Below are 21,390 nucleotides of genomic sequence, written 5' to 3' on the forward strand. Positions count from 1 at the left end.
TCTCAGGCGGCTTTGCTGGACGGTGCGGCATTCCGCATCTCGTCGGTCGTTTTACTCTCGATGACGGCGTCGAGACCGGTCGCCCCCTGACCGGCGGGATGCACGATCAAGGGATTGATCTCGACGGACGAGAGGTGATCACGGTGCCGGGCGGCGAATTGCGACAGCGCCGAAATCGCCTGGGCCGCGGCATGGACATCGGCGGAACGGGCGCCGCGTGCTCCGTCCAGGAGCGGCCACGCCTTCAAAGACCGAAGCAGTGCGAGCGCCCCCGCTTCATCGATCGGCGCCAGGCCGATCGCAACGTCGCGGAAAATCTCCACGAACACCCCGCCGAGACCAACCGTCACGATCGGGCCGAACGCGGCGTCCACCCGACAGCCGACGAGCAGCTCGACACCTCGGGCAGCCATCGGGCTCGCGAGGAAGCCGCGGAGTTCGGCGGTGGGGGCGGCTGCAGCGCAGCGTGACCACATCTGCGCGGCCGCGTCGTGGATCGCGGTCGCACCTTGCAGGTTGAGCGCCACGCCGCCGATGTCCGACTTGTGTGCGATGTCGGGCGACAAGATTTTCAACGCGACCGGCGTGTCGAAGGCCGCCGCGGCGCGTGCGATCCCCTCCGGAGTCCGTGCGGTAACGGTACGTGTCATCGGGACGCCCGCTTCCGACAACAGATTGCACGCCTGCGCCTCGTCGAGCCGATGAAGCGCGAGAGACGTCGACGCCGGAAGCGTCGGTACAGGGACGTTCGAGCGTGCGAGCGTTTGCCCGAGGCGACGCGAGGCGGCGAGCGCGTCGATCGCATGGCTGGGATCATCGAAGACCAGCATTCCCGCCGCGTCGAACGACCGCCGCGTCTCGTCACCTGCGTTCATCGCGACGGCGACGATCCGATCTTCATGGCCCTTCATGCCCTCGGCGATGGCGGCGCGCAGCGGCGGTCCGAGCAGCGGACTGTCGGGCCAATTCATGAAGAAGGTCGCGACCGCGTCGTAGCCGCCCTCATCCAGCATCGCGCGCGTGGCGTCGCGCACCAGGGTCGCGTCGTTCATCGCCTGCGCCGTCGTGTCGATCGGGTTGACCGCCGATCCAAAGGGAACGCGACGAGCGAGGCGCGCCTGCGCATCCGCCGGCATCGGAGGCAATGCGAAGCCGGTCCGTGCCGCCGCGTCCGCCATCAGCACGCCGGCCCCGCCCGACACGGTCAGCACGCCCAGGCGCTCGCCCGCGACAGGCGGCTTGCGTGCGAGCGTGTAGAGCAGGTCGACGAACGCCTGCGTCGTGTCGACGCGTTCGACACCTGCGGCGCGGGCGACCGCGTCGAAGACGGCGTCGTCGCCGGCAAGGCTCGCGGTATGCGACTGCGCGGCCTTCCGACCATCCTCGCTGCGCCCAACCTTCAACATGACGATCGGCTTGCCTGCGGATCGTGCCGCTTCGACGGCCGTCAGGAAGGCGCGACCGTCGGCGATGCCTTCCGAATAGCAGCCGATCACGCTTACGGCGGGATCGATCGCCATGTGGGCGATACAGTCCGCGACCGTGATGTCAGCCTCGTTGCCGGTGGTCACGAACCGCGCGATGCCGACACCGCGTGCGCGGGCAAGCATCGCCAGGTGCGCGCCATAGGCACCCGATTGCGATACGATGCCGAGCGGGCCCATCGGCACGTCACGGCTCTCCAGCAGGCTGCTGAACGTAGCGCACATCCCGGAGCCGTTGGCGAACACGCCTAGGCTGTTGGGGCCCAGAAGCCGAATGTTGGCGGCCGCCGCGCCGGCGAGCATCGCCTGCTGCAGTTCCGCTCCGGCGGCACCGACCTCCGCGAAGCCGGAAGAGAGGATAACCGCTGCGCGGACACCCTTGCGGCCCGCGGCTCGAACGGCCTCGGGGACGAGCTCGGGTGCGATCGCGATCACGGCAAGATCGATAGTGTCTACGGGGACGTCGTCGACGGTGGCGAAGGCAGGGAGACCCTGCACTTCGCTGCGGCCGGGATTGATGGGGTAGAGTCCGCCCGCGAAGCCGTCACGGATGCAGTAGGAGAGCGGGCGCCCGCCGATGCGGGTGGGGTCGCCCGACGCGCCGATGAACGCAATCGAGCGTGGGCTGAACAGTGATGCAAGCGGACCAGTGTCCACGCCTATCCTCTCCTTTAGCGGCGCCGCTGTGACGCGGTTCTGCTCGCCGACCGATCATCACACATTCAGTATTCTATATCAAGAACGTTATTCTCCATTCGGGCAGATAGTACAGTGATCAGTGAAGCTCCAGCCAGATCGCCTTCGTCTTCATGTATTTCTCAAAGCCCGATCGCCCCATGTCCTTGCCGATCCCAGACCGCTTGTAGCCGCCGAACGGCGCCGTGAAGTCGGTGCGGCGGCCCCAATCGTTGATCCACACGGTGCCGCTCTCGATACGTCGAGCGGCGCGGAACGCGCGCGATACGTCGCTGGTGTGGATCGAAGCGGTGAGACCATAGTCAGGGTGGTTGGCGAGTCCGACGCCCTCGTCCTCGTCATCGAATTCCTGCACCGCGAGCACGGGGCCGAAGATCTCATCACGAAAGGCGCGATTGGCGGTGGTGACCCCGCGCAACACCGTGGGGGCGTAGAAGCCGGCGCGATCGGCGTCGATCCGCGTGGCGCCGCATAGCGCCTCGGCACCGTCGGAGATCGCATCCGCGACGATCGCGTCAATGCGGTCAAGCTGCCGCTGATTGATGATCGGGGGAATAGTCGTATCCTCGTCCCACGTCGTCCCCGTCCGCCCACCGCGCATCTGCGCGAGGACGCGATCGAGAAGGTCGTCGGCAATCGGGCGGGCGACCACGAGGCGAGAGCCCGCGAAGCAGACCTGTCCCGAATTGTAGGTGATGCCACGCGCGATCGTGGCGGCCAAACGGTCGAGGTCGGGGGCGTCGGCGAAGACAAGCTGCGGCCCCTTTCCACCCAATTCGAGGCTCACCGGCTTTATTCCCGACAGCGCGGCGTCCGCCATGATCCGCGCGCCCGTGGCGCTCGATCCGGTGAAGGTCACGTAGTCGACTTGAGGATGTTTCACGAGCGCGGCGCCGACCGCGCCGCCGCCCTGCACGACGTTGAACAACCCAGCGGGCAGTCCGGCCTCGACCGCGAGCTCGGCGATGCGCACCGCTGCGAACGGGGTCAGTTCGGATGGTTTGAGCACCACCGCATTGCCTGCGGCCAGGGCCGGCGCGAACTTCCATGCCGCCAGGATGATCGGGAAGTTCCACGGCGCGATAGCGGCGACGACGCCGTACGGTTCGTGAACGGTAAAGGAGAAGGAATTCTGCGGCGTGGGCGTCACCGTGCCGTCGATCTTGTCGGCATATTCGGCGAAATAGCGCAGGACGCCCGAGACGACCTTCGCATCCCTCGACATGACCTCGGGATAGATCCGCGCCGATACCACCGCCTCGAGCCCCGCGATCTCCTCCGCATGTGTATCGACGAGGTCGGCCCAGCGATGCAGGATCACCGCCCGTTCACGCGGTGCGGACGAGCCCCAGCCGCTTCGCGACCACGCCCGACGAGCGTCGGTGACCGCCCGGTCAACCAGATCCTCGCTTGCCCAATCGACGGAGAACGCGATGTCGCTGTCCGACGGGCTCGGCACCGCGTGTGCTTCGCCCTCGCGAACCTCCTGGCCGCCGATGAACTGACCCGACATCGGACGGATCGAACGCGGATCGAAATACATCGCAGTCTCCTCGACGGGTCTTCCGCCCGTGATCTGCTCAGTATCTTTCGACAGCGCGTGATCTGTCAACATGGAGAAAAGCGTTCTTGATAAAGAATGATGATCTGCGTAGAGCGTCGATCGACCATAAACAATCGATGGGAGGGGTGATGGCCAGCGGAGTGATCGAGTCGCCAATACGACATCCCGACCGCTTCTTCATCGATGGCGAGTGGGTGTCGCCATCGAGCGATGCGACGATAGCGGTCGTAGCGCCCGCGACGGAGCAAGTGTGGATGCGCGTCGCCGAGGCTCAGGAAGCGGATATAGAACGGGCGATCGCGGCCGCGCGCACCGCGTTCGACGCCGGTCCATGGCCGCGGATGACCCATCGCGAACGCGGCGCCTATCTGCATGCGATCGCGGATGCGCTGGCACGCCGGGCGGACGACGTCGGTGCGATCTGGCCCAACGAAATGGGCGTCCTGCACGCGACCGCCCGCGCATTCGCCGGCGGCGTCGGCGGCATGTACGCCTTCTACGGTCGGCTTGCGGACACTTTCGAATTCGAAGAGCGGCGCCACAGTCCCGCGGGTGCCGCGTGCGGGCTGCTGGTCCGCGAGCCGGTGGGGGTGGTCGGCGCGATCATACCCTGGAACGGTCCAATCTCTCTCATCGCGTTAAAGCTGGCGCCTGCACTGCTCGCCGGGTGCTGCGTGGTCATCAAGGCTTCTCCGGAAGCACCCGGCCATGCGTTGCTGATGGCGGAGATTGCACAAGAGGTCGGACTGCCGCCCGGCGTGGTCAACGTCGTCACGGCCGACCGCGCCGCGTCGGAGCTGCTGGTGCGCGACCCGCGCGTGGACAAGATCGCGTTCACCGGCTCGACCGACGCAGGGCGAAGGATCGGTGCAGTTCTGGGCGGCCGCATCGCGCGTCAGACGCTGGAGCTCGGCGGCAAGTCCGCGGCGATCATCCTGGATGATTACGATGCCGAGACGGCGGCTGCGGCGATCGCAGGCCGCGCCTGCGACCTGACGGGTCAGGTGTGTGCATCGCTGACCCGCGTGATCGTCAGCGCGGATCGTCACGACGCGGTGGTCGCGGCGCTGGCAGACCGATTGGGATCGGTCCGCGTCGGTGATCCTTTCGACGCCGCATCGCAGATGGGACCGCTGGCAACAGCGCGGCAGCGTGATCGCGTGGAGGGGCACATCGCCGCCGCGCGTGCCGACGGCTTCATGCTGGCGACGGGCGGGGGGCGACCCAAACATCTGGACCGAGGCTGGTTCGTAGAGCCGACCGTGTTCGGCAACGTGGACAATCGTTCGCGGCTGGCACGCGAGGAGGTGTTCGGTCCCGTGCTCGCGGTGATCGCCGCACGCGATGAACGTCATGTGGTCGAACTCGCGAACGACAGTCCGTTCGGGCTCGCCGGCACCGTGTTCACCAACGATCCGGATCGCGCTTATTCGGTCGCGCGCGATTTGCGGACGGGAACGATCAGCCACAACGTGCTGCGGCTCGACTTCTCGATCGCCTTTGGTGGCTTCAAGCAGTCGGGCGTCGGTCGCGAGGGTGGGGTCGAAGGTCTGCTGCCTTACCTCGAAACCAAGACGATCCTGCTCGACGGGGCTCCGTCCCACCTGGGCGTGGCGCAATGACCCGGATCACGGTGACCACGCGGGAAGGCGTGGAGCATAGGCTCGAAGCCGGCGATGGATCGCTGATGGAGGCGATACGCGCCGCGGGCATCGACGAGCTGCTCGCGATGTGCGGCGGATGCTGCAGTTGCGCCACGTGCCACGTCTGGATCGAGGACGAGTGGATCGATCAACTGCCGCCCGTCAGCGTGGACGAGGATGATCTGCTCGACAGTTCCGCGCATCGGGATCGACGGTCGCGTCTGTCGTGCCAAGTGCCGCTGTCCGACGTCCTTGACGGCTTGCGCGTCACCATCGCGCCTGAGGACTGAGCCGAGCCGATGCTTCTGGACCGTTCCTCAGCGACAGCTTCGTTGACCCTGTCAGGGCTTCTCAATAGCCCTGTGCGGATGACGGAAGACAATGAAGCGCCCGGCAAGGGCAAGCTCGTGGGTGCGGTCGTGCAGACCGTAAGGCTGTTGCGCGTTCTTGCCGACAGCGGGGCGCCGATGGGCGTCAGTGCCGCCGCACGCACCGCGAAGGTGAACACCTCGACTGCGTTCAACGTCCTGCGCACGCTGACGGCCGAGGGGCTCACGACCTTCGACGAGGCGACGAAGACCTACCGGCTCGGTGCGGGGCTGTTCGAACTCGCCAAGGGGCTGCTCAACAGCAACCTGGCCGATCTGATCCGGGAGGAACTTCCACGTCTCGCGATCGAGACCGGACGGCTCATCGCGTTATGGGAAATCGTGGACGATCGCGTCGTGCTGATCGATCGTGCGCTGGTCGACAGACCCGTCCGTCTGGACCTCGCAGTGACGCAGCGTATGCCGCTGATGCTCGGTGCGGTCGGACGCGCGGCGGCGGCACGGCTTGAGCTCAAGGACGCTGACTTGAAGCGGTACTTCAAACCGCTGCGGTGGGCAGGGCCGATCGACGCGGCGCGTTACATCGGCGAGGTGCGGGCGGCCGAGCGGAACGGCTACGGCGTCGACCGCGAGACGCTCTATCACGGCATTGTCGCCATCGCGGCGATCATCACCGACGAGCAGGGCCGACCCGCATTCGGCCTCTCGGCGATCGATCTCGCCAACCAGATCGACGACGAGGATATCGCAAGGGTCGGTGAGAAGCTGGCCGAAGCGGCGCGTCGCTTCTCGCTCGGTTCACGCGGGGGGCGAACGAACGAATGACATGGGAAGGGTGATGGATGAGCGAAGACAGCAGTTTCGTAGCAAGGTGCGGGCGGCGACGACGGCTCGCACGTGACTTGATACAAGTTCGTCCTTCGTCACTCGCGCCGCGAGAGGTCGCCGGGAACTTCCGATTTCATCGCGGCGCAACGGCGCGATGAGCGGGGTTTTGACGGGCCGCACGGTGCTGATCACGGGAGCATCGTCCGGCATCGGTGCACGCTTCGCCCGGATCGTTGCGGCCGCAGGCGGGAAGGTGGTCGTCGGAGCCCGGCGCACCGAAAGGCTGGACGAACTTGTCAGTGAGATCGAAGCGAACGGTGGAGAGGCGATGGCGGTCCCGCTGGACGTCGCCGTCGAGGCGTCCGTGGAGGCCGCCTACGACGCGGGCGAGGCGCGCTTCGGACCGATCACGGGGATCGTCGCAAACGCCGGGATTACCGCCGAGGGGCGCGCGATCGACCTGCCGATCGAAGAGTTCGACAGGGTGTTCGCAACCAACGTCCGGGGCGTGTTTCTCACCGCCCGCGTCGGCGCGAGACGGCTGCAGGTGGCGGGCCACGGCGCCGAGGGGCGCATCGTGCTGGTCTCGTCCATCACCGCGGCGATGCGGACCAACGGCCTCGTCGCTTACAGCGCGTCAAAGGCGGCGGTGACGCACATGGGTGCACTGCTCGCCAAGGAATGGGCGCGGTCCGGTCCGAACGTCGTGACCTTGTCGCCGGGCTATATCCGAAGCGAGCTGGCGGGTGACTGGTTCGATACCGAGGGCGGGCAGCGGCAGATGGCGCGCTGGCCTCGCCGTCGCCTATTGGAAGAGGATGCGCTTGACGCGATGCTGATCTACCTTCTCTCCGACGCCAGTGCCGGCGTTAACGGGTCCGACTTCACGATCGACGACGGACAGTCGTTGTGAGCGAAGCCGCCAGCACCTCCACCGGGCGAACCGACGCTCCCAGCCACCGGGCCGCCGAGATCGGTGCCGCGGTCGAGCGTTTCGTTCGCGACGTGGTGACGACGTTCGAACGCGATCCTCGTCGCGGCGCACACGGGCCGTCCGATGAACTGGTCGACGAATTGCGCGGGCTCGCGCGCGCAGCCGGCGTGCTCACGCCGCACATCCTGGCGGACGGAAGCCATCTGTCGCAGTCGGAGACCGCATACGTTCTGATCCGGTCCGGCCTGTCGCCGCTCGGACCGCTCGCGTGCAACACGATGGCGCCCGACGAGGGCAACATGTATCTGATCGGCAAGGCTGGATCGCAGGCGCAGAAGGACCGCTTCCTCGCGCCGATGATCGCGGGCACGGCGCGCTCCGCTTTCTTCATGACCGAACCCGCGATCGACGGCGGCGCGGGGTCCGACCCCTCAATGATGCTGACGACCGCACGGCTCGACGGCAACCACTGGGTCATCGACGGGCGCAAGGCCTTTATCACCGGTGCCGAAGGCGCGACGGTCGGCATCATCATGGCCCGCACCGATCAGGGTGACGGCAAGATCGCGGCGACCATGTTCCTGGTCGACCTGATCGAGGCGTATGAGACGGGCGCGATCCGGATCGAGCGCGTGCTCGACACGATCGACAGCTCGATGCCCGGCGGCCACGCGGTCGTGCGGATTGAAGAGCTGCGGGTGACCGCCGATGCGGTACTGGGTGCCCCGCACGAGGGCTTCCGGTACGCGCAGGTGCGTCTGTCGCCCGCGCGACTGTCGCACTGCATGCGTTGGCTGGGTTCGTGCCGGCGCGCGCACGAGATCGCGACCGATTACGCCAACCGCCGCCACGCCTTCGGCAAGCCGTTGATCGACCACGAGGGGGTCGGCTTCATGCTGGCGGAAAACCTGATCGACCTCAAACAGGCCGAGCTGATGATCGACTGGTGCGCCGATGTGCTCGACACCGGCGCGCTCGGCACCGCCGAAAGCTCGATGGCGAAGGTCGCGGTGTCGGAGGCGCTGATGCGCATCGCCGACCGCTGCGTGCAGGTGATGGGCGGCACCGGCGTCACCGGCGACACGATCGTCGAACAGGTGTTCCGCGAGGTGCGGGCCTTCCGCATCTACGACGGGCCGACCGAGGTGCACAAATGGAGCCTCGCGAAGAAGATCAAACGTGATTGGAAGGCCGCGGAGCCGGTCGCATGAGCGAAGCGCATTTCGCGGGGAGTGGTCCGGTGCGCGCGGCGCACGCGTTCGACGAGGCTCGGTTAGGAGACTGGATGGCCGCGAACGTCTCGGATTTCACGAGGCCGTTGCGCGTCGAGCAGTTCAAGGGCGGCCAGTCCAATCCGACCTACCGCCTGATGACGCCGTCCCGTAGCTACGTGCTGCGCCGCAAGCCGCCCGGCGCGCTATTGAAGGGCGCGCACGCAATCGAGCGTGAGGCAACCGTCATGCGCGGCGTTGCGCCCAGCGGCTTTCCCGTGCCGCACATATATGGACTGTGTGAAGACGCAGAGGTCACCGGCACGCCCTTCTACGTCATGGAGCTGGTCGAAGGACGAATTTTCTGGGATCCCGAGCTGCCGAACACCCCCCGCGAGGACCGCGCCGCGGTGTTCGATGCGATGAACGCCACGATCGCGCGCCTGCACATGATCGATCCGGCGGCCGCGGGATTGGGTGAGTTCGGCCGATCGGGGCACTACTTCGAAAGACAGATCGCGCGCTGGACGCGACAATACAGCGAGGACGAAAGCGCCGGGCGTGATCCAAACCTCGATCGACTGATCGACTGGCTGCCCGCGCACATTCCGGCGGGCGACGAGACGACGATCGTCCACGGGGACTTCCGGCTCGACAACATGATTTTCTCACCAAATACAACCGACATCCTCGCGGTGCTCGACTGGGAGCTGTCCACGCTCGGTCATCCGCTGGCGGATTTTGCCTATCACCTGATGATGTACCGCATGCCGCGATTGTCGATCCCCGGCCTGCTCGGCGCCGATCTCCACGCGCTGGGTATCCCGAGCGAGGCCGAATACGTCGCTGCCTATTGCGCACGGACGGGGCGGGCGGGCATTCCGGACCTGGATTTCTATCTCGCCTTCAACTTCTTCCGCTTCGCAGCGATCTGTCACGGGATCAAGGGGAGGCTTGCGCGCGGTACCGCCGCCAGCGATCATGCGTCGCGGCTCGTCGCGGACCTGCCCGTGATCGCGGACCTCGGTTGGGCACAGGCGAGCGGCGCTCTTTCGCAGCGAGAATCCACCTATGCCTGATCGCACCTTCCACGACATCTTGATCGTCGGCGCGGGACATGGCGGAGCGCAGGCCGCGATCGCGCTTCGTCAGCGCGGCTTCGCGGGCTCGCTGGCACTGCTGGGCGACGAACCCTCGCTGCCGTACGAGCGCCCGCCGTTGTCGAAGGAATATCTGTCGGGCGAGAAGCCGTTCGAGCGTATCCTGCTGCGTCCCGCCGCCTTCTGGGAAGCGCGCGAGGTCAGTTTGCTGCCGGGCCGCACCGTGGTCGAGGTCGATCCGGCCGGACACCGGGTCGTTACTGCGGGTGGCGAAGCGATCGGCTACGGTACGCTTATCTGGGCGACGGGTGGCGCGCCGCGCCGGTTGGGTTGCGCGGGCCACGACCTGCGCGGCGTACACGGCGTCCGCACGCGCGCCGACGTCGATCGCATGATCGCCGAACTGCCCGATGTCGAACGGGTGGTGGTCGTCGGCGGCGGCTATATCGGGCTTGAGGCGGCCGCGGTTCTGACCAAGCTCGGCAAGCACGTCACGGTGCTCGAGGCGCAGGACCGCGTGCTCGCGCGCGTCGCGGGCGAGACGCTGTCGCGCTTCTACGAGGCGGAGCACCGCAGGCACGGCGTCGACCTGCGCACGGGGGTCACGGTATTGTGCATCGAGGAGAGGGAGGGTTCGGTCAGCGGCGTGCGCCTGGCCGACGGCACGGTGCTTCCGTGCGAGATGGTGATCGTGGGCATCGGCATCGTTCCGGCGGTGGAGCCTTTGCTCGAAGCCAGTGCGGCGGGCGGTAACGGCGTGACGGTCGACGCCTGCTGCCGCACCTCATTGCCCGACATCTACGCGATTGGCGACTGTGCCGCGCACGCCAATTCGTTCGCCGATGGAGCGATGGTCCGGCTTGAATCAGTGCAGAATGCGAACGATCAGGCGACAACGGTCGCGAAAGCGCTGACCGGGACCGTGGAGCCCTACCATACGGTGCCGTGGTTCTGGTCGAACCAATATGATCTGAAGTTGCAGACCGTCGGACTGTCGACGGGGCACGACGCGGCGGTTCTTCGCGGCAACCTCGACGAACGCAGCTTCTCGCTCGTCTACCTGAAGGAAGGACGCGTCGTCGCGCTCGACTGCGTCAATCGTGCGCGCGACTATGTGCAGGGCCGCGCGCTGGTTGCCGAGCGCGCCCGGATCGATCCCGCGCTGCTTTCCGATGCGTCGATCGCGTTGAGGGATTTCGTCCCGGCGAAGGAGGCGGCGCCCTCGCCGGGATGAGCCGTGAAGCGGATCGTGGTGCGATGACGAGGTGAGGGGATTGTGATGGCGCGAACCGACGGCAGGCATGACGAAGTGGATGTCGACTATGTCGTGGTCGGTGCCGGCTCGGCAGGGTGCGTACTGGCCAACCGATTGACGGAGAACGGCCGCCACACCGTGTTGCTGATCGAGGCCGGGGGTGATGACCGGCCCGGGCGCGAGCCGGGGCAGTTCCGGTCCAACATGATGATCCACGTGCCGGTAGGCTATGCCGAGACGCTCAAGGATCCGAGGGTGAACTGGCTCTACGAGACCGAGCCGGATCCCGGCACCAACGGCCGCCGTCACGTCTGGCCTCGCGGAAAGGTTCTCGGCGGATCGTCCTCGATCAACGGTTTGCTCTACGTACGGGGGCAGCGGGCCGATTACGATGGGTGGCGTCAGATGGGCTGCACCGGGTGGAGCGCCGAGGAGGTGCTGCCCTATTTCCTTCGCAGCGAACATCGCGACGGTGCCGACGATATCACGCATGGCACCGCCGGGCCGTTGCACGTCACCGATCCAACGATGAGGCACCCGGTCTCCGAAGCCGTGATCGAGGCGTGGAAGCAGTTCGGCTTGCCGCAGCGAGACTATAACGGCCTCGATCAGGAGGGCGTCGATTGGTTTCAGCTCACCGTCAGAAACGGGCGACGGTGCTCGGCGGCGACCGCTTATCTCGATCCGGCTCGCGGACGCACAAACCTGCGAATTCTTACCCGTGCCCAGGTGACGAGGCTGTTGTTCGAGGGACGGCGTGCCGCGGGGGTCGCCTATGTTCGCGGGGGCGTGCCGGGCGTCGCACGGGCGCGGCGCGAGGTCATCGTGGCGAGCGGCGCGATCGGATCGCCGCAACTGCTCCAGCTCTCGGGCATCGGGCCTCGCGATCTGCTCGCTGATCACGGCATCGAGGTGCTGCAGGATCTGCCCGGCGTCGGGAGAAATCTGCAGGATCACTTCATCGCCAGCATGATGTTCCGGCTCAAGCCGAAGGTCCCGTCGATCAATGCGATGTCGCGCGGTATCCCGCTGGCCGGTCAGGTCGTCCGTTACGTGCTGCGACGTCGCGGTCTTCTTGCGTTATCTGCCGCGCACGTCGCCGCGTTCACGAGATCGCGCCCCGGCCTCGCGTCGCCCGATCTGCAGTTCCACATCCTCCCCGCGACGATGGATCTGGAGGCGTTTGCGGCGCGCGGTGTGATGGAACTCGAACGTTCGCCGGGCCTGACTTTCGCTGTATGTCAGCTACGTCCTGAGTCGCGAGGGGCCGTCGAGATCCGCTCGCCGAACGCGACCATCCCGCCCGGCATCCAGCCCAATTATCTCGCGGATGCGCTCGACCGCGAGGTTCTGGCCGCGGGACTGCGCCAGGCCCGCGACGTCGCGGCGGAGCCGGCGCTCGCGCATCTGATCGAAAGCGAGCTGCTGCCCGGGCAAGCTGCGGCGAACGACGACGCTCTGCTCGACTACGCCCGAGCGGCGGGCGGCACGATCTACCATCCGGTCGGCACCTGCGCGATGGGGATCGGTCCGATGGCGGTCGTCGATCCATCGCTGCGTGTTCGCGGCGTTGAGGGACTGCGAGTGGTTGATGCGAGCATCATGCCGCGGATCACTTCGGGAAACACGAATGCGCCCACGATCATGATTGCGGAGAAGGCTAGTGATCTAATTCGAGCAGAAGTCTAAAGGGCTTCGTCAAACCAAATGCACCTGCTGGTAACTGGGATGGGGTAGAGCAGGTGCATGCCTCGTGCCCGCAAGCCAGCTTCGCCGTTTCGCTACTTCAACTCGTCACCTGAAGTGATCCGGTTGGTGGTGCTCATGTACGTACGGTTTCCGCTTTCGTTGCGAAACGTAGAGGACCTACTGTTCGAGCGCGGGATCGACATCTGCCATGAGACGGTCAGGCTGTGGTGGAACAGGTTTGGTCCGCTGTTCGCAGGCGACATCCGGCGTCAGCGTGTCAGCCGCATGCGTGGCTTTCGTCACTGGCGCTGGCACCTGGACGAAATGTACGTGAAGCTGAACGGCGAGATGGTCTACCTGTGGCGAGCGGTCGACCACGAGGGTGAGGTGCTGGAAAGCTACGTCACCAGAACGCGTGACAAGGGTGCGGCACTTGCTTTCATGAAGAAGGCGCTGAAACGCCACGGCTCACCTGAGGTGATCACCACCGACGGCCTGCGCAGCTACGGTGCGGCGATGACCGAGCTTGGCAACCGCGACAAGCAGGAGGTCGAACGCTGGGCCAACAACAGGGTCGAGAATTCACACCTGCCATTCAGGCGACGAGAACGAGCGATGCTCCGGTTCAGGCAAATGAAGACGCTGCAGAAGTTCGCTTCCGTCCACGCCAACGTCCACAACCACTTCAATCTCGACCGCCACCTCGTTGACCGCCAGACCTTCAAGGAACACCGCTCAGCCGCCTTGGCTGAGTGGCAGGTGCTCGCAAGCTAGACGTACGCCCTCAAAGACCCGAATGCATCGTGCAGAGAGCATTTCGCGTTAGACTGACAGCACCCTTTTGAGCCATCCATGTGCATCAAGCCAGCCCTGCAGAGCGTTGGTCCATCCCGCACTGGTCGTCCCCGGCTTGCCCTCGAAGCCGAAGCCGTGGCCGCCATGTTCGTAGACGTGCAGCTCGACAGGCTTTCTTGCACGTCGCCAGCTGTCTGGCAGACCGTAGCCCTGCTGACCGAAAAGTTCGTCGTCACTGGCGACCGCAACGAACAATGGCGGTGCGTTGCCCGCGACCGCAGTCGTCGCCATCGACGGGTAAATTGCGGCAAGCAGGTCGGGCATGGTGCCGGGATTAGCGGCCTTCACCACGTCGAGCCCCATGATCGCGCCGGCGGAGAAGCCGAGATAGCCGACGCGCTTTGGATCGATCGCCCATTCCGCTGCTCGCGCGCGAACCAGCCGCATGGCCGCCTGCGCGTCGGCGAGCGCTACGGCAGGCGATCTGATGTCGGCGCCGCCTTTCGCACCCGCCGCTATCGCCGCGGCGAAGCGGGCGAGCGCAGCCTGCTTAAACGCATCCATGTCCGCCGGCGTGGCATCGAGCCGGTACTTGAGCACGAAGGCGGCAATGCCATGATCGGCGAGCCAGCGCGCCGGCTTCATCGCTTCGGCGTCGATCGACTCCATCACGAAGCCGCCGCCCGGCGCGACGATCATCGCCGCTCCCGTCGCTTTGCCCTTGGGCGGCAGTACCGGCGTCAACGTGGCGACGGAGACATTGCGCACGGTTGCACGGCCGTTGAGCAAGAACCAGCTTTCAGCCGGCATATCCGCCACGCCGCCAGTTCCTAGCGGAATTGCACCCGCCTGTGCTGGCGTCGCCATTGGTTCGACCTTGATCACCTGCGCCAGCGCGGGGATCGGCACCACCGCTGCGTGGGCCAAAGCGAATGCGGCGGTCAGCAAGCGCAGATAGTTCATGACAGCAAATCCTCTCGGCTCACAGATCAGCGCCACGCACGCGCGGGCAGGGACAGGGTGATGACATCGCTCAGGTCGGCCGCCGAGCGCCCGAGCGCAAAGCCGTAGCGGCCTGCGGGCATGGTCCAGCGACCGTCCTTGCTGGTCGCCAGCACGCGCGGATCGATTGCGATCTCAGCCTCCCTGGAGGCACCGGGCTGGAGCGTCACCTTCGCGAACCCGGCGAGCCGCAGCGTCTTTCCGGTCGGCGTGGAGACGAGGTAGAGTTGCGCGACGTCGCTGCCCGTGCGCGCGCCGGCGTTGAGAATCGTAACACTCGCCCTCGGCTGCGCACCCCCGCTCATGCGCAAACGTCCGTGGTCGAAGTGCGTGTAGGTCAGCCCGTATCCGAACGGGAAGAGCGGCGCAGCGCCCGTACGGGCAAACCAGCGATAGCCGACGTCTGCGCCCTCAATGTTGTAGTCGATCAGGTAATGCTTGCCCGCGGCAAGACCGGTGGCAAAATCCCTTTCGCTCAGTCCCGCGTACGGTAACGCCGGGCGCGGCAACTGATCGAGTGACGCCGGAAATGTGATCGGCAGCCGACCCGACGGATTGTTGTCGCCGAACAAGGTTGCGGCAATTGCGTCGCCGCCGTGCACGCCGCCGTACCACGCCTCGAGGACCGCTCCCGTGTCCTCTAGCCACGGCATCAGCACCGGTCCTCCGGTTTCCAGCACCACGATCGTGCGCGGATTGGCGGCGGTGACGGCGGCGATCAGCGCATCCTGCCCGTCGGGCAGAGATAGGTCGGGCACGTCGGCACCCTCGGCCATCCACTGCGTCGCGAACACGATTGCCACATCGGCCGCCTTTGCTGCGGCGACCGCATCGGTCAGGTACCGGCCGTTGCGAAAGGTGATGCTCGCCTTGGGCGCGATCGCGCGGATCGCAGCGAGTGGGGCGGTGCCGTGATAGGTCTGATTGTTGTACCTGGCGAGCGGGCCTTCGCCACCCATCGGAATCGAAGCGGCAGGACCGCCCAGCGGCTGCACCTGCGTCGATCCACCGCCCGACAGCACGCCTGCGTCGGCATAGCCACCGATCACCGCGATCGAGCGCACATCTTTCGACAAGGGCAGCAGTGCACGCTCGTTGCGCAAGAGGACGATACCCTGTTCGGCGACGCTCTGCGCCACGCGCGCATTGGCGGCGACGTCAATCGGCCCGCGTTTCGGCGGGTTGGTGTCGAGCCCGAGCGCGTAGATTGAGCGCAGCACGCGGCGGTTCATGTCGGAAACCCGCGCCGCGTAAGCGGGATCGCGCGCGGCGGCGGCGGCAAGCGGCACGCCGAAGAACACCTGCTTGTCGATCTGCTCGCCCGATTGCTGGTCAAGCCCAGCGAGTGCCTGATCGACGCTCGTTACCGCGCCCCAGTCCGACATGACGAAACCCGGATAGTTCCAGTCGCGCTTCAGCACCTGGTTGAGCAGGTATTCGCTGCCGCACGCCGCGGCGCCGTTGACGCGGTTGTACGCGCACATGACCGCGCCGGGCTGCCCGCGCTCGATCGCAATCTGGAATGCGAGCAGATCACTCATGCGGAACGCGTCGTCGGCGAGGAGGCCGTCGACCGCGTGACGGCCAGTCTCCTGTGCGTTGAGCGCGAAATGCTTGACGGTGGAGAGCACGTGCTGCGACTGGACGCCCGCGATCGCCGCGCCGCCCAGCAGCCCAGAATGAAGCGGGTCTTCACCGAAATACTCGAACGTGCGGCCGTTTCGGGGGTCGCGCATCAGGTTAATGCCGCCACCCAGCAGCACGTTGAACCCTTTGGCGCGCGCCTCGCCCGCAATCATCGCGCTGCCCTGACGGATCAGTTCGGGGTCCCAGGTCGAGCCCATGGCGGTGGCGGAGGGTAGAGCGGTGTCGCCATCCTTACGCAGCCCAGAGATGTACGACACGCCCAGGCTTGCATCGGTTTCGGTCAACGCTGGTACGCCCAGCCGCGGGATGCCGGCGACGTAGCCGGCCCCGGTGATCGCCTCGGCCGGGATCTTGACGTTGGGGATGATCGGGATCGCCCACAGTCCATGGGTGAGGGTGGTCCGCTCCTCAACACGCAACGCACGTTCGGTCTGAGCAGCACGCGCGTCGGCTTTGCCCGCTTGCGTGCGTTCGGGTGGACGCCGCTGCGCCGTTGCTGATGAATGAGCCGCTGCCGCAGTCACGGCCGCGGTGATCATCAATGTCTGCCGGATCATCCCGAACCCTCTCCCCATCAGCAGCACATATTAGCAACAAAATGATACGTGCGTGCTTGACAGTATGTTTGTTGGTTATCATGATCCATGTCAAGCGGCGAGACCGCGTGATCAGGTGAGGATGGTAGCTTATGCGCGGATTGGTCCTGCTGGCAGGCAGCAGCTTGATGGCGATCGGAAATGCAGCTGTAGCGCAGACGGTGCCGCCGCCTGAGACGCCCAGCGCCAGCTCGGAAACGGCGCCTGCGACAGGTCAGGCAACCAGCGAAGGTATCGATGCCGCCGGCGGTGACATCATCGTTACCGCGCAGCGCCGGGCCCAATCCTTGCGCGACGTTCCAATCGCGATCACCGTCGTGAACGGCCAATCGATCCGTGAAACAGGTGCCAATCAGCTCGCCGACATCACGCAGCGAGCACCCAGCCTCAACTTTACCGCCACGCCGGGAGTACCCAATTTTGCGATCCGTGGCGTCGGCACCAACTCATTTGATTACGGCATCGAGTCGGCTGTCGGCATCGCAGTGGACGACGTCAACATCACGCTGCCACGCTACGTGCCGCTGAATTCGCTTGCGGACGTCGAGCGGGTCGAGGTGCTGCGCGGACCGCAGGGGCTGCTGTTCGGCAAGAACACGACGGCGGGGCTGATCTCGATCTCGACCACACGCCCGCAATTGGGCGAGTTCAGCAGCAACGGTCGCGTCCAGGCCGGCGAGCGCGGTCAGGTGCAGACTCAGGCGGTGGTCAATCTGCCGCTTGGCAACAAGGCCGCGTTACGCGTGGTGGGGGGGTATCAGTACCAGAAGCCTTCGACCCAGCTTGTCGGCCCCGGCCGGCTCGATCCGGTGCGCCGTTACTTTGGCACAGGTAAGCTGTTGTGGGAGCCGACCGACCGGCTGAGCCTGTACGCGATCGTCGATTACCAGAACAACAGTGGGATCGAGGCCTATTCGACGATCCGCAAGTTCGGGGGCAACGATCCGACGCCGATCCCGCCGCAGCTGCGCCCGTTCGCCCCGGCCAATTTCGTACGTGCGCAAAACACCGCCTTGGGGGTCGTCGCCTCGCCAACCAACAATAAGACCGCGATCGGCAGCACGAACGTCCTACGTGACGAGCGCAGCTTTGGTGCGCAATTGTCGGCGAGCTATGATGCGGGGCCGCTGACCGTCACGTCGGTCACCGCCTACCGCGACCTGCACGCGCGCGCAAACAACGACGTCGACCAGACTCCGGTCGCGTTTTTCGACACCAACATCGCCAACTCGCAATCATACCAATTGTCGGAAGAGTTGCGCGTATCGAACAACGGCTCCAGCACGATCGATTATACCGCCGGGCTCTATTATTTCCGCCAGCACATCGACGCGCAAATCCTGCAGGCGGGTACCTTCGGCATCTTCCCGGCCTCGGTGCCAGTCCGGCTGTCGCCGGTGCAGGGCCAGTCGAACTTCGACTATGGCACCAACAGCTACGCCGCCTTCGCGCAGCTGACGTTCAACCTGACCTCGTCGCTCAGGCTGATCGCGGGCGGGCGCTACACGCGCGACGAGATCGATTCCACCACCACGGTGACGCAGGCGCCGGGCGTGTGCAATCTGATCGTCTTCGCACTGAGCGGTGGACAACGCTGCATCGGGACACTGCCCGCACCGATCAACCGTGACCGCAACGCCGACGGCTTCTCCGCGCGCGGCGGCATCGAATATGCGATTGCACCGACCGCCAATCTGTATGCGACCTACACGCGCGGCTACAAAGGACCGGCGGTCAGCTCGGCAGCGGGCGTCGCGTTCGACGTCGATCCTGAGAAGGTCGACGCGTACGAGGTCGGCGGCAAGTTCGACCTGCTCGATCGCCGCGTCAGCCTGAACCTTGCCGGTTTCATCAACAACTTCCGCGATTTTCAGGCGCAGGTGTTCGATCCGGCGCTGAACGGCGGACTGGGCTCGTTCCGCACCGGCAACGCCAGCACGCTCAAGACGCGCGGCGTCGAGGCCGAAGCGTCGGTCCGCCCGACGCGCGGCATCAGCCTGTCGGGTGGTGTCACCTATCTCGACACCGAGTACGGCAACTACAACGTTGCCTGCTATTTCGGGCAGACCGCGGCGCAGGGGTGTAATCTGCCGGGACCGAGCTTCAACGCGCGCGGAACGCCGCTCGTCGGTGCATCGAAATGGACGACCAGCCTTGCCGCCAATGTCGAGCAACCGATCGGCGGCGACTTGAAATTCTTCGTCAACGCCGACTGGCGCTACCGCAGCCGTTTCCTCTACGCGATCAACGATCCCAACACGACTCAAGCCGGTTACTCGCTCGTCAATGCGACGGTCGGGATCGGTGACATCGGCGACCATGCGCGTGTCAGCGTGTTCGTGCGCAACCTGTTCGACAAGCGCTATGCCGCGGCCATCTTCCCCGGCAATTTCTCTGCTGGACAGTACGTTCAAACGCTTCCGGACAATGCGTTCCGGCGGATCGGCGGCGCGTTCGAGTGGCGTTTCTGAACGTGCTGGCGGGCAGGGCCGTCCGGTCTTGCCCGCCGCCGGCCGATCGGCCAGTGTCACCATTTGGTCCGGCATGAGCGAGGTAAACGTCCTGCGACGCACCCAGGAACAACGAACCGCGGAAACGCGCGCCGCACTGTTCGAGGCGGCGGTCACGACGATCAGCCGGCTGGGCTACAATCGCGCCAGCAACGCGGAGATCGCAGACGAGGCGGGCGTTAGCCGGGGTGCGATCACGCATCATTTCGCCACGCGCGCCGCGTTTATTGCGGAAGTAGTCAGATGGGTGTTCGATCAGGAGGTCGCCGCCTATCGTGAAATCCAGCGTGAGCGTCAGATCGGCGCGCGTGTATCCGACTGGCCAGAAATATCGTGGGAAGTGCTGTCGCGCCCTTCCGGCATTGCCGTGCTGGAGATCTTCGTCGCGTCGCGCAGCGATCCCGAACTGGCGAGCCTGATCAAACCGGCGCAGAATGTGATCGAAGAGGCTGCCGCGACGGCCTTTTTCGACCGGATCGGCGCCACGGTTCGCGATCCTGCGGCGATCCGGCTCGTCGTTTGGGCGGTCCGCGGCATGGCGCTTGGCCGCGACTTCATCGATGATCCCGACAGCATGCAGGCATCGGTTGATCTGCTGAGCAGCATGTTTGAACGCTTGTCGCCGAGCGGTAGGCTCGAAGAGTTGGTGGGCTAATGCTGTTCGTTAGGCAGGATATGCGCTCGTCTGCTCAGCTCAACCGGTCGCCGGGATCTCGTGCGAACTAAATATACTAATTTCCTGCCTACCTACTGTCTTTTATGACTCTATAGATCCGTGCTTCAGTGAGTGCTTTTGGGTATAACGCGAAGCTCTTGAATTCTTTTTGACTTTTCGGTCATACAGGGATCGGGCGGGATCGTTTCAGCAGGAACACCGCCCGGATGTTGACGGTAAAAGAAACCCTAGTCATGTCAGGTCTCCAATTATGCTGCTGTCACAGGTTATTCCGTCGCGGCTTTGATCCCTAACAGGTATTTCTCAATGCAAACATCGTGGGCGAATCGCGACAGGCTTATTCTTGTAGAATAGGCTTGATCCGATTCGAACTTGCTCGCGACCGTGCTTTATAAATTGCGAAATCATTGGGCAGAGAAGCTTACATATCGATGTAACATTCTGTTGCGCGAACTATGCCCGCTTGCGTCGGGGGAAATTTGCGGGCTCCATTACCACGATGTCTCGCCAGTCCGCCTTTTCGACCTTCGGCGTTGAAGCCGCGAAAATGCGCGATTTGACCATTTTAATGACGGTGTCGGGCTTCGTTATTTTCGTTATCGTCGCCGTGTTGTTCACATTGGCGATCAGGGCGCGACGCGACACGATCGGGCATCGCGGAGGCATGCGGCTCGTGCTTTGGGCGGGCGCGATGATCCCCACGGTCGTGCTTGCAGCGCTGCTGATCGGCACCTTGCCCGCGATGCGCCCGATACAGGCGAACCGAGATGCGCTCATTGTTGACGTCGCTGGAGAGCAATTCTGGTGGCGCGTCGGCTACCGTACGCCCGATGGCGGCACGATCACGGCTGCGAATGAGGTGCGTATCCCCGTCGGACGGACCGTCGACTTTCGTCTCAGCGCGGGTGACGTGATCCACAGCTTCTGGATCCCCGGACTGGCGGGCAAGGTCGACATGATCCCAGGCCGAACCAATCGGCTGGTGGCCCGTGCGACGAAAGCCGGACGTTATCGCGGACAGTGCGCGGAATTCTGCGGACTAAGCCACGCTTTGATGGCGTTTGATGTTGTGGCGATGGATCCGGCCGCGTTTGATCGCTGGCTGCTCGCGCAGCGAAGCGCCGCGCCCGCACCTACCACGCCGATCGCGCAGCGCGGCGCTGCCCTGTTCGCCGACAATGGCTGTGGCGGCTGCCACGCGGTGGCGGGGACCGTGGCGGCGGGCAAGATCGGCCCCGACTTTTCGCATATCGCCACGCGCACGACGCTCGGCGCGGGGATCATTCCGATGAGCGAGGTCAATCTGAGCCGTTTCATCGCACACGCGCCGTCCGTGAAGCCTGGCGCGCGCATGCCCGCATATACGCATCTGGCGCCCGCCGACGTCGCGACGATCGCGCGCTATCTGGAAACCTTGAAATGACCTGTTGC

Annotated in this window: 16 protein-coding genes; 12 read left to right on the forward strand and 4 right to left on the reverse strand. The window is 65.2% G+C overall.

Features of this window, described 5'->3' with window-relative positions; genetic code table 11:
- Nucleotides 1-2: 2 nt before the first annotated feature.
- Nucleotides 3-2,141 carry an acetate--CoA ligase family protein gene (locus tag KZ810_RS04110; RefSeq protein ID WP_219767763.1) on the reverse strand — a complete coding sequence of 713 codons (2,139 nt, stop codon included), beginning with the start codon at nucleotides 2,139-2,141 and terminating at the stop codon, nucleotides 3-5.
- A gap of 118 nt (nucleotides 2,142-2,259) precedes the next feature.
- A complete protein-coding gene (locus tag KZ810_RS04115; RefSeq protein ID WP_219767764.1) occupies nucleotides 2,260-3,723 on the reverse strand; it encodes an aldehyde dehydrogenase family protein in 1,464 nt (487 codons plus the stop codon).
- Between the two features lie 149 nt (nucleotides 3,724-3,872).
- Between KZ810_RS04115 and KZ810_RS04120 the strand changes: the two genes are divergently transcribed.
- The 9 genes from KZ810_RS04120 to KZ810_RS04160 all read left to right on the forward strand — a co-directional run bounded on the left by KZ810_RS04120 (nucleotide 3,873) and on the right by KZ810_RS04160 (nucleotide 13,507).
- Nucleotides 3,873-5,366 (forward strand): aldehyde dehydrogenase, encoded by a 1,494-nt coding sequence (locus KZ810_RS04120; RefSeq protein ID WP_219767765.1) that lies wholly within the window; start codon nucleotides 3,873-3,875, stop codon nucleotides 5,364-5,366.
- A complete protein-coding gene (locus KZ810_RS04125; protein WP_219767766.1) occupies nucleotides 5,363-5,677 on the forward strand; it encodes a 2Fe-2S iron-sulfur cluster-binding protein in 315 nt (104 codons plus the stop codon). Before KZ810_RS04120 ends, KZ810_RS04125 begins: the two co-directional genes overlap by 4 nt.
- 9 nt (nucleotides 5,678-5,686) lie before the next feature.
- Nucleotides 5,687-6,541 carry an IclR family transcriptional regulator gene (locus KZ810_RS04130; RefSeq protein WP_219767767.1) on the forward strand — a complete coding sequence of 285 codons (855 nt, stop codon included), beginning with the start codon at nucleotides 5,687-5,689 and terminating at the stop codon, nucleotides 6,539-6,541.
- A gap of 169 nt (nucleotides 6,542-6,710) precedes the next feature.
- The gene (locus tag KZ810_RS04135; protein ID WP_258044422.1) at nucleotides 6,711-7,457 is read left to right on the forward strand and encodes an SDR family NAD(P)-dependent oxidoreductase; all 747 of its coding nucleotides are present in this window, start codon (nucleotides 6,711-6,713) and stop codon (nucleotides 7,455-7,457) included.
- Between the two features lie 59 nt (nucleotides 7,458-7,516).
- Nucleotides 7,517-8,689, forward strand: a complete 1,173-nt coding sequence (locus KZ810_RS04140; RefSeq protein ID WP_308461511.1) for an acyl-CoA dehydrogenase family protein — start codon at nucleotides 7,517-7,519, stop codon at nucleotides 8,687-8,689.
- A complete protein-coding gene (locus KZ810_RS04145) occupies nucleotides 8,686-9,768 on the forward strand; it encodes a phosphotransferase family protein (RefSeq protein ID WP_219767770.1) in 1,083 nt (360 codons plus the stop codon). Before KZ810_RS04140 ends, KZ810_RS04145 begins: the two co-directional genes overlap by 4 nt.
- Nucleotides 9,761-11,023: an NAD(P)/FAD-dependent oxidoreductase gene (locus KZ810_RS04150; protein ID WP_219767771.1), complete on the forward strand. Its 1,263-nt coding sequence runs from the start codon at nucleotides 9,761-9,763 to the stop codon at nucleotides 11,021-11,023. Before KZ810_RS04145 ends, KZ810_RS04150 begins: the two co-directional genes overlap by 8 nt.
- Before the next feature lie 45 nt (nucleotides 11,024-11,068).
- Nucleotides 11,069-12,733: a GMC family oxidoreductase gene (locus KZ810_RS04155; RefSeq protein WP_219767772.1), complete on the forward strand. Its 1,665-nt coding sequence runs from the start codon at nucleotides 11,069-11,071 to the stop codon at nucleotides 12,731-12,733.
- A gap of 57 nt (nucleotides 12,734-12,790) precedes the next feature.
- Nucleotides 12,791-13,507: an IS6 family transposase gene (locus KZ810_RS04160; protein WP_219767773.1), complete on the forward strand. Its 717-nt coding sequence runs from the start codon at nucleotides 12,791-12,793 to the stop codon at nucleotides 13,505-13,507.
- A gap of 48 nt (nucleotides 13,508-13,555) precedes the next feature.
- Here the strand turns inward: KZ810_RS04160 and KZ810_RS04165 are convergent, their stop codons facing one another.
- Complete coding sequence (locus KZ810_RS04165) at nucleotides 13,556-14,527, reverse strand: alpha/beta hydrolase (protein ID WP_308461482.1); 972 nt, start codon at nucleotides 14,525-14,527, stop codon at nucleotides 13,556-13,558.
- Nucleotides 14,518-16,734 carry a beta-glucosidase family protein gene (locus tag KZ810_RS04170; RefSeq protein ID WP_219767774.1) on the reverse strand — a complete coding sequence of 739 codons (2,217 nt, stop codon included), beginning with the start codon at nucleotides 16,732-16,734 and terminating at the stop codon, nucleotides 14,518-14,520. The genes KZ810_RS04165 and KZ810_RS04170 overlap by 10 nt, the downstream gene beginning before the upstream one ends.
- 326 nt (nucleotides 16,735-17,060) lie before the next feature.
- On the opposite strand from KZ810_RS04170, the gene KZ810_RS04175 reads away from it, so the two are divergent.
- The 3 genes from KZ810_RS04175 (at nucleotide 17,061) to coxB (ending at nucleotide 21,382) form a co-directional block, all read left to right on the forward strand.
- Nucleotides 17,061-19,244 (forward strand): TonB-dependent receptor, encoded by a 2,184-nt coding sequence (locus KZ810_RS04175; RefSeq protein WP_219767775.1) that lies wholly within the window; start codon nucleotides 17,061-17,063, stop codon nucleotides 19,242-19,244.
- Between the two features lie 73 nt (nucleotides 19,245-19,317).
- Complete coding sequence (locus tag KZ810_RS04180) at nucleotides 19,318-19,938, forward strand: TetR/AcrR family transcriptional regulator (protein ID WP_219767776.1); 621 nt, start codon at nucleotides 19,318-19,320, stop codon at nucleotides 19,936-19,938.
- A 568-nt stretch (nucleotides 19,939-20,506) separates the two neighbouring features.
- A complete protein-coding gene (coxB, locus tag KZ810_RS04185; RefSeq protein WP_258044423.1) occupies nucleotides 20,507-21,382 on the forward strand; it encodes a cytochrome c oxidase subunit II in 876 nt (291 codons plus the stop codon).
- Nucleotides 21,383-21,390: the final 8 nt, after the last annotated feature.

The sequence above is a fragment of the Sphingomonas citricola genome (assembly GCF_019429535.1).
GTDB classification, from domain to species: domain Bacteria; phylum Pseudomonadota; class Alphaproteobacteria; order Sphingomonadales; family Sphingomonadaceae; genus Sphingomonas; species Sphingomonas citricola.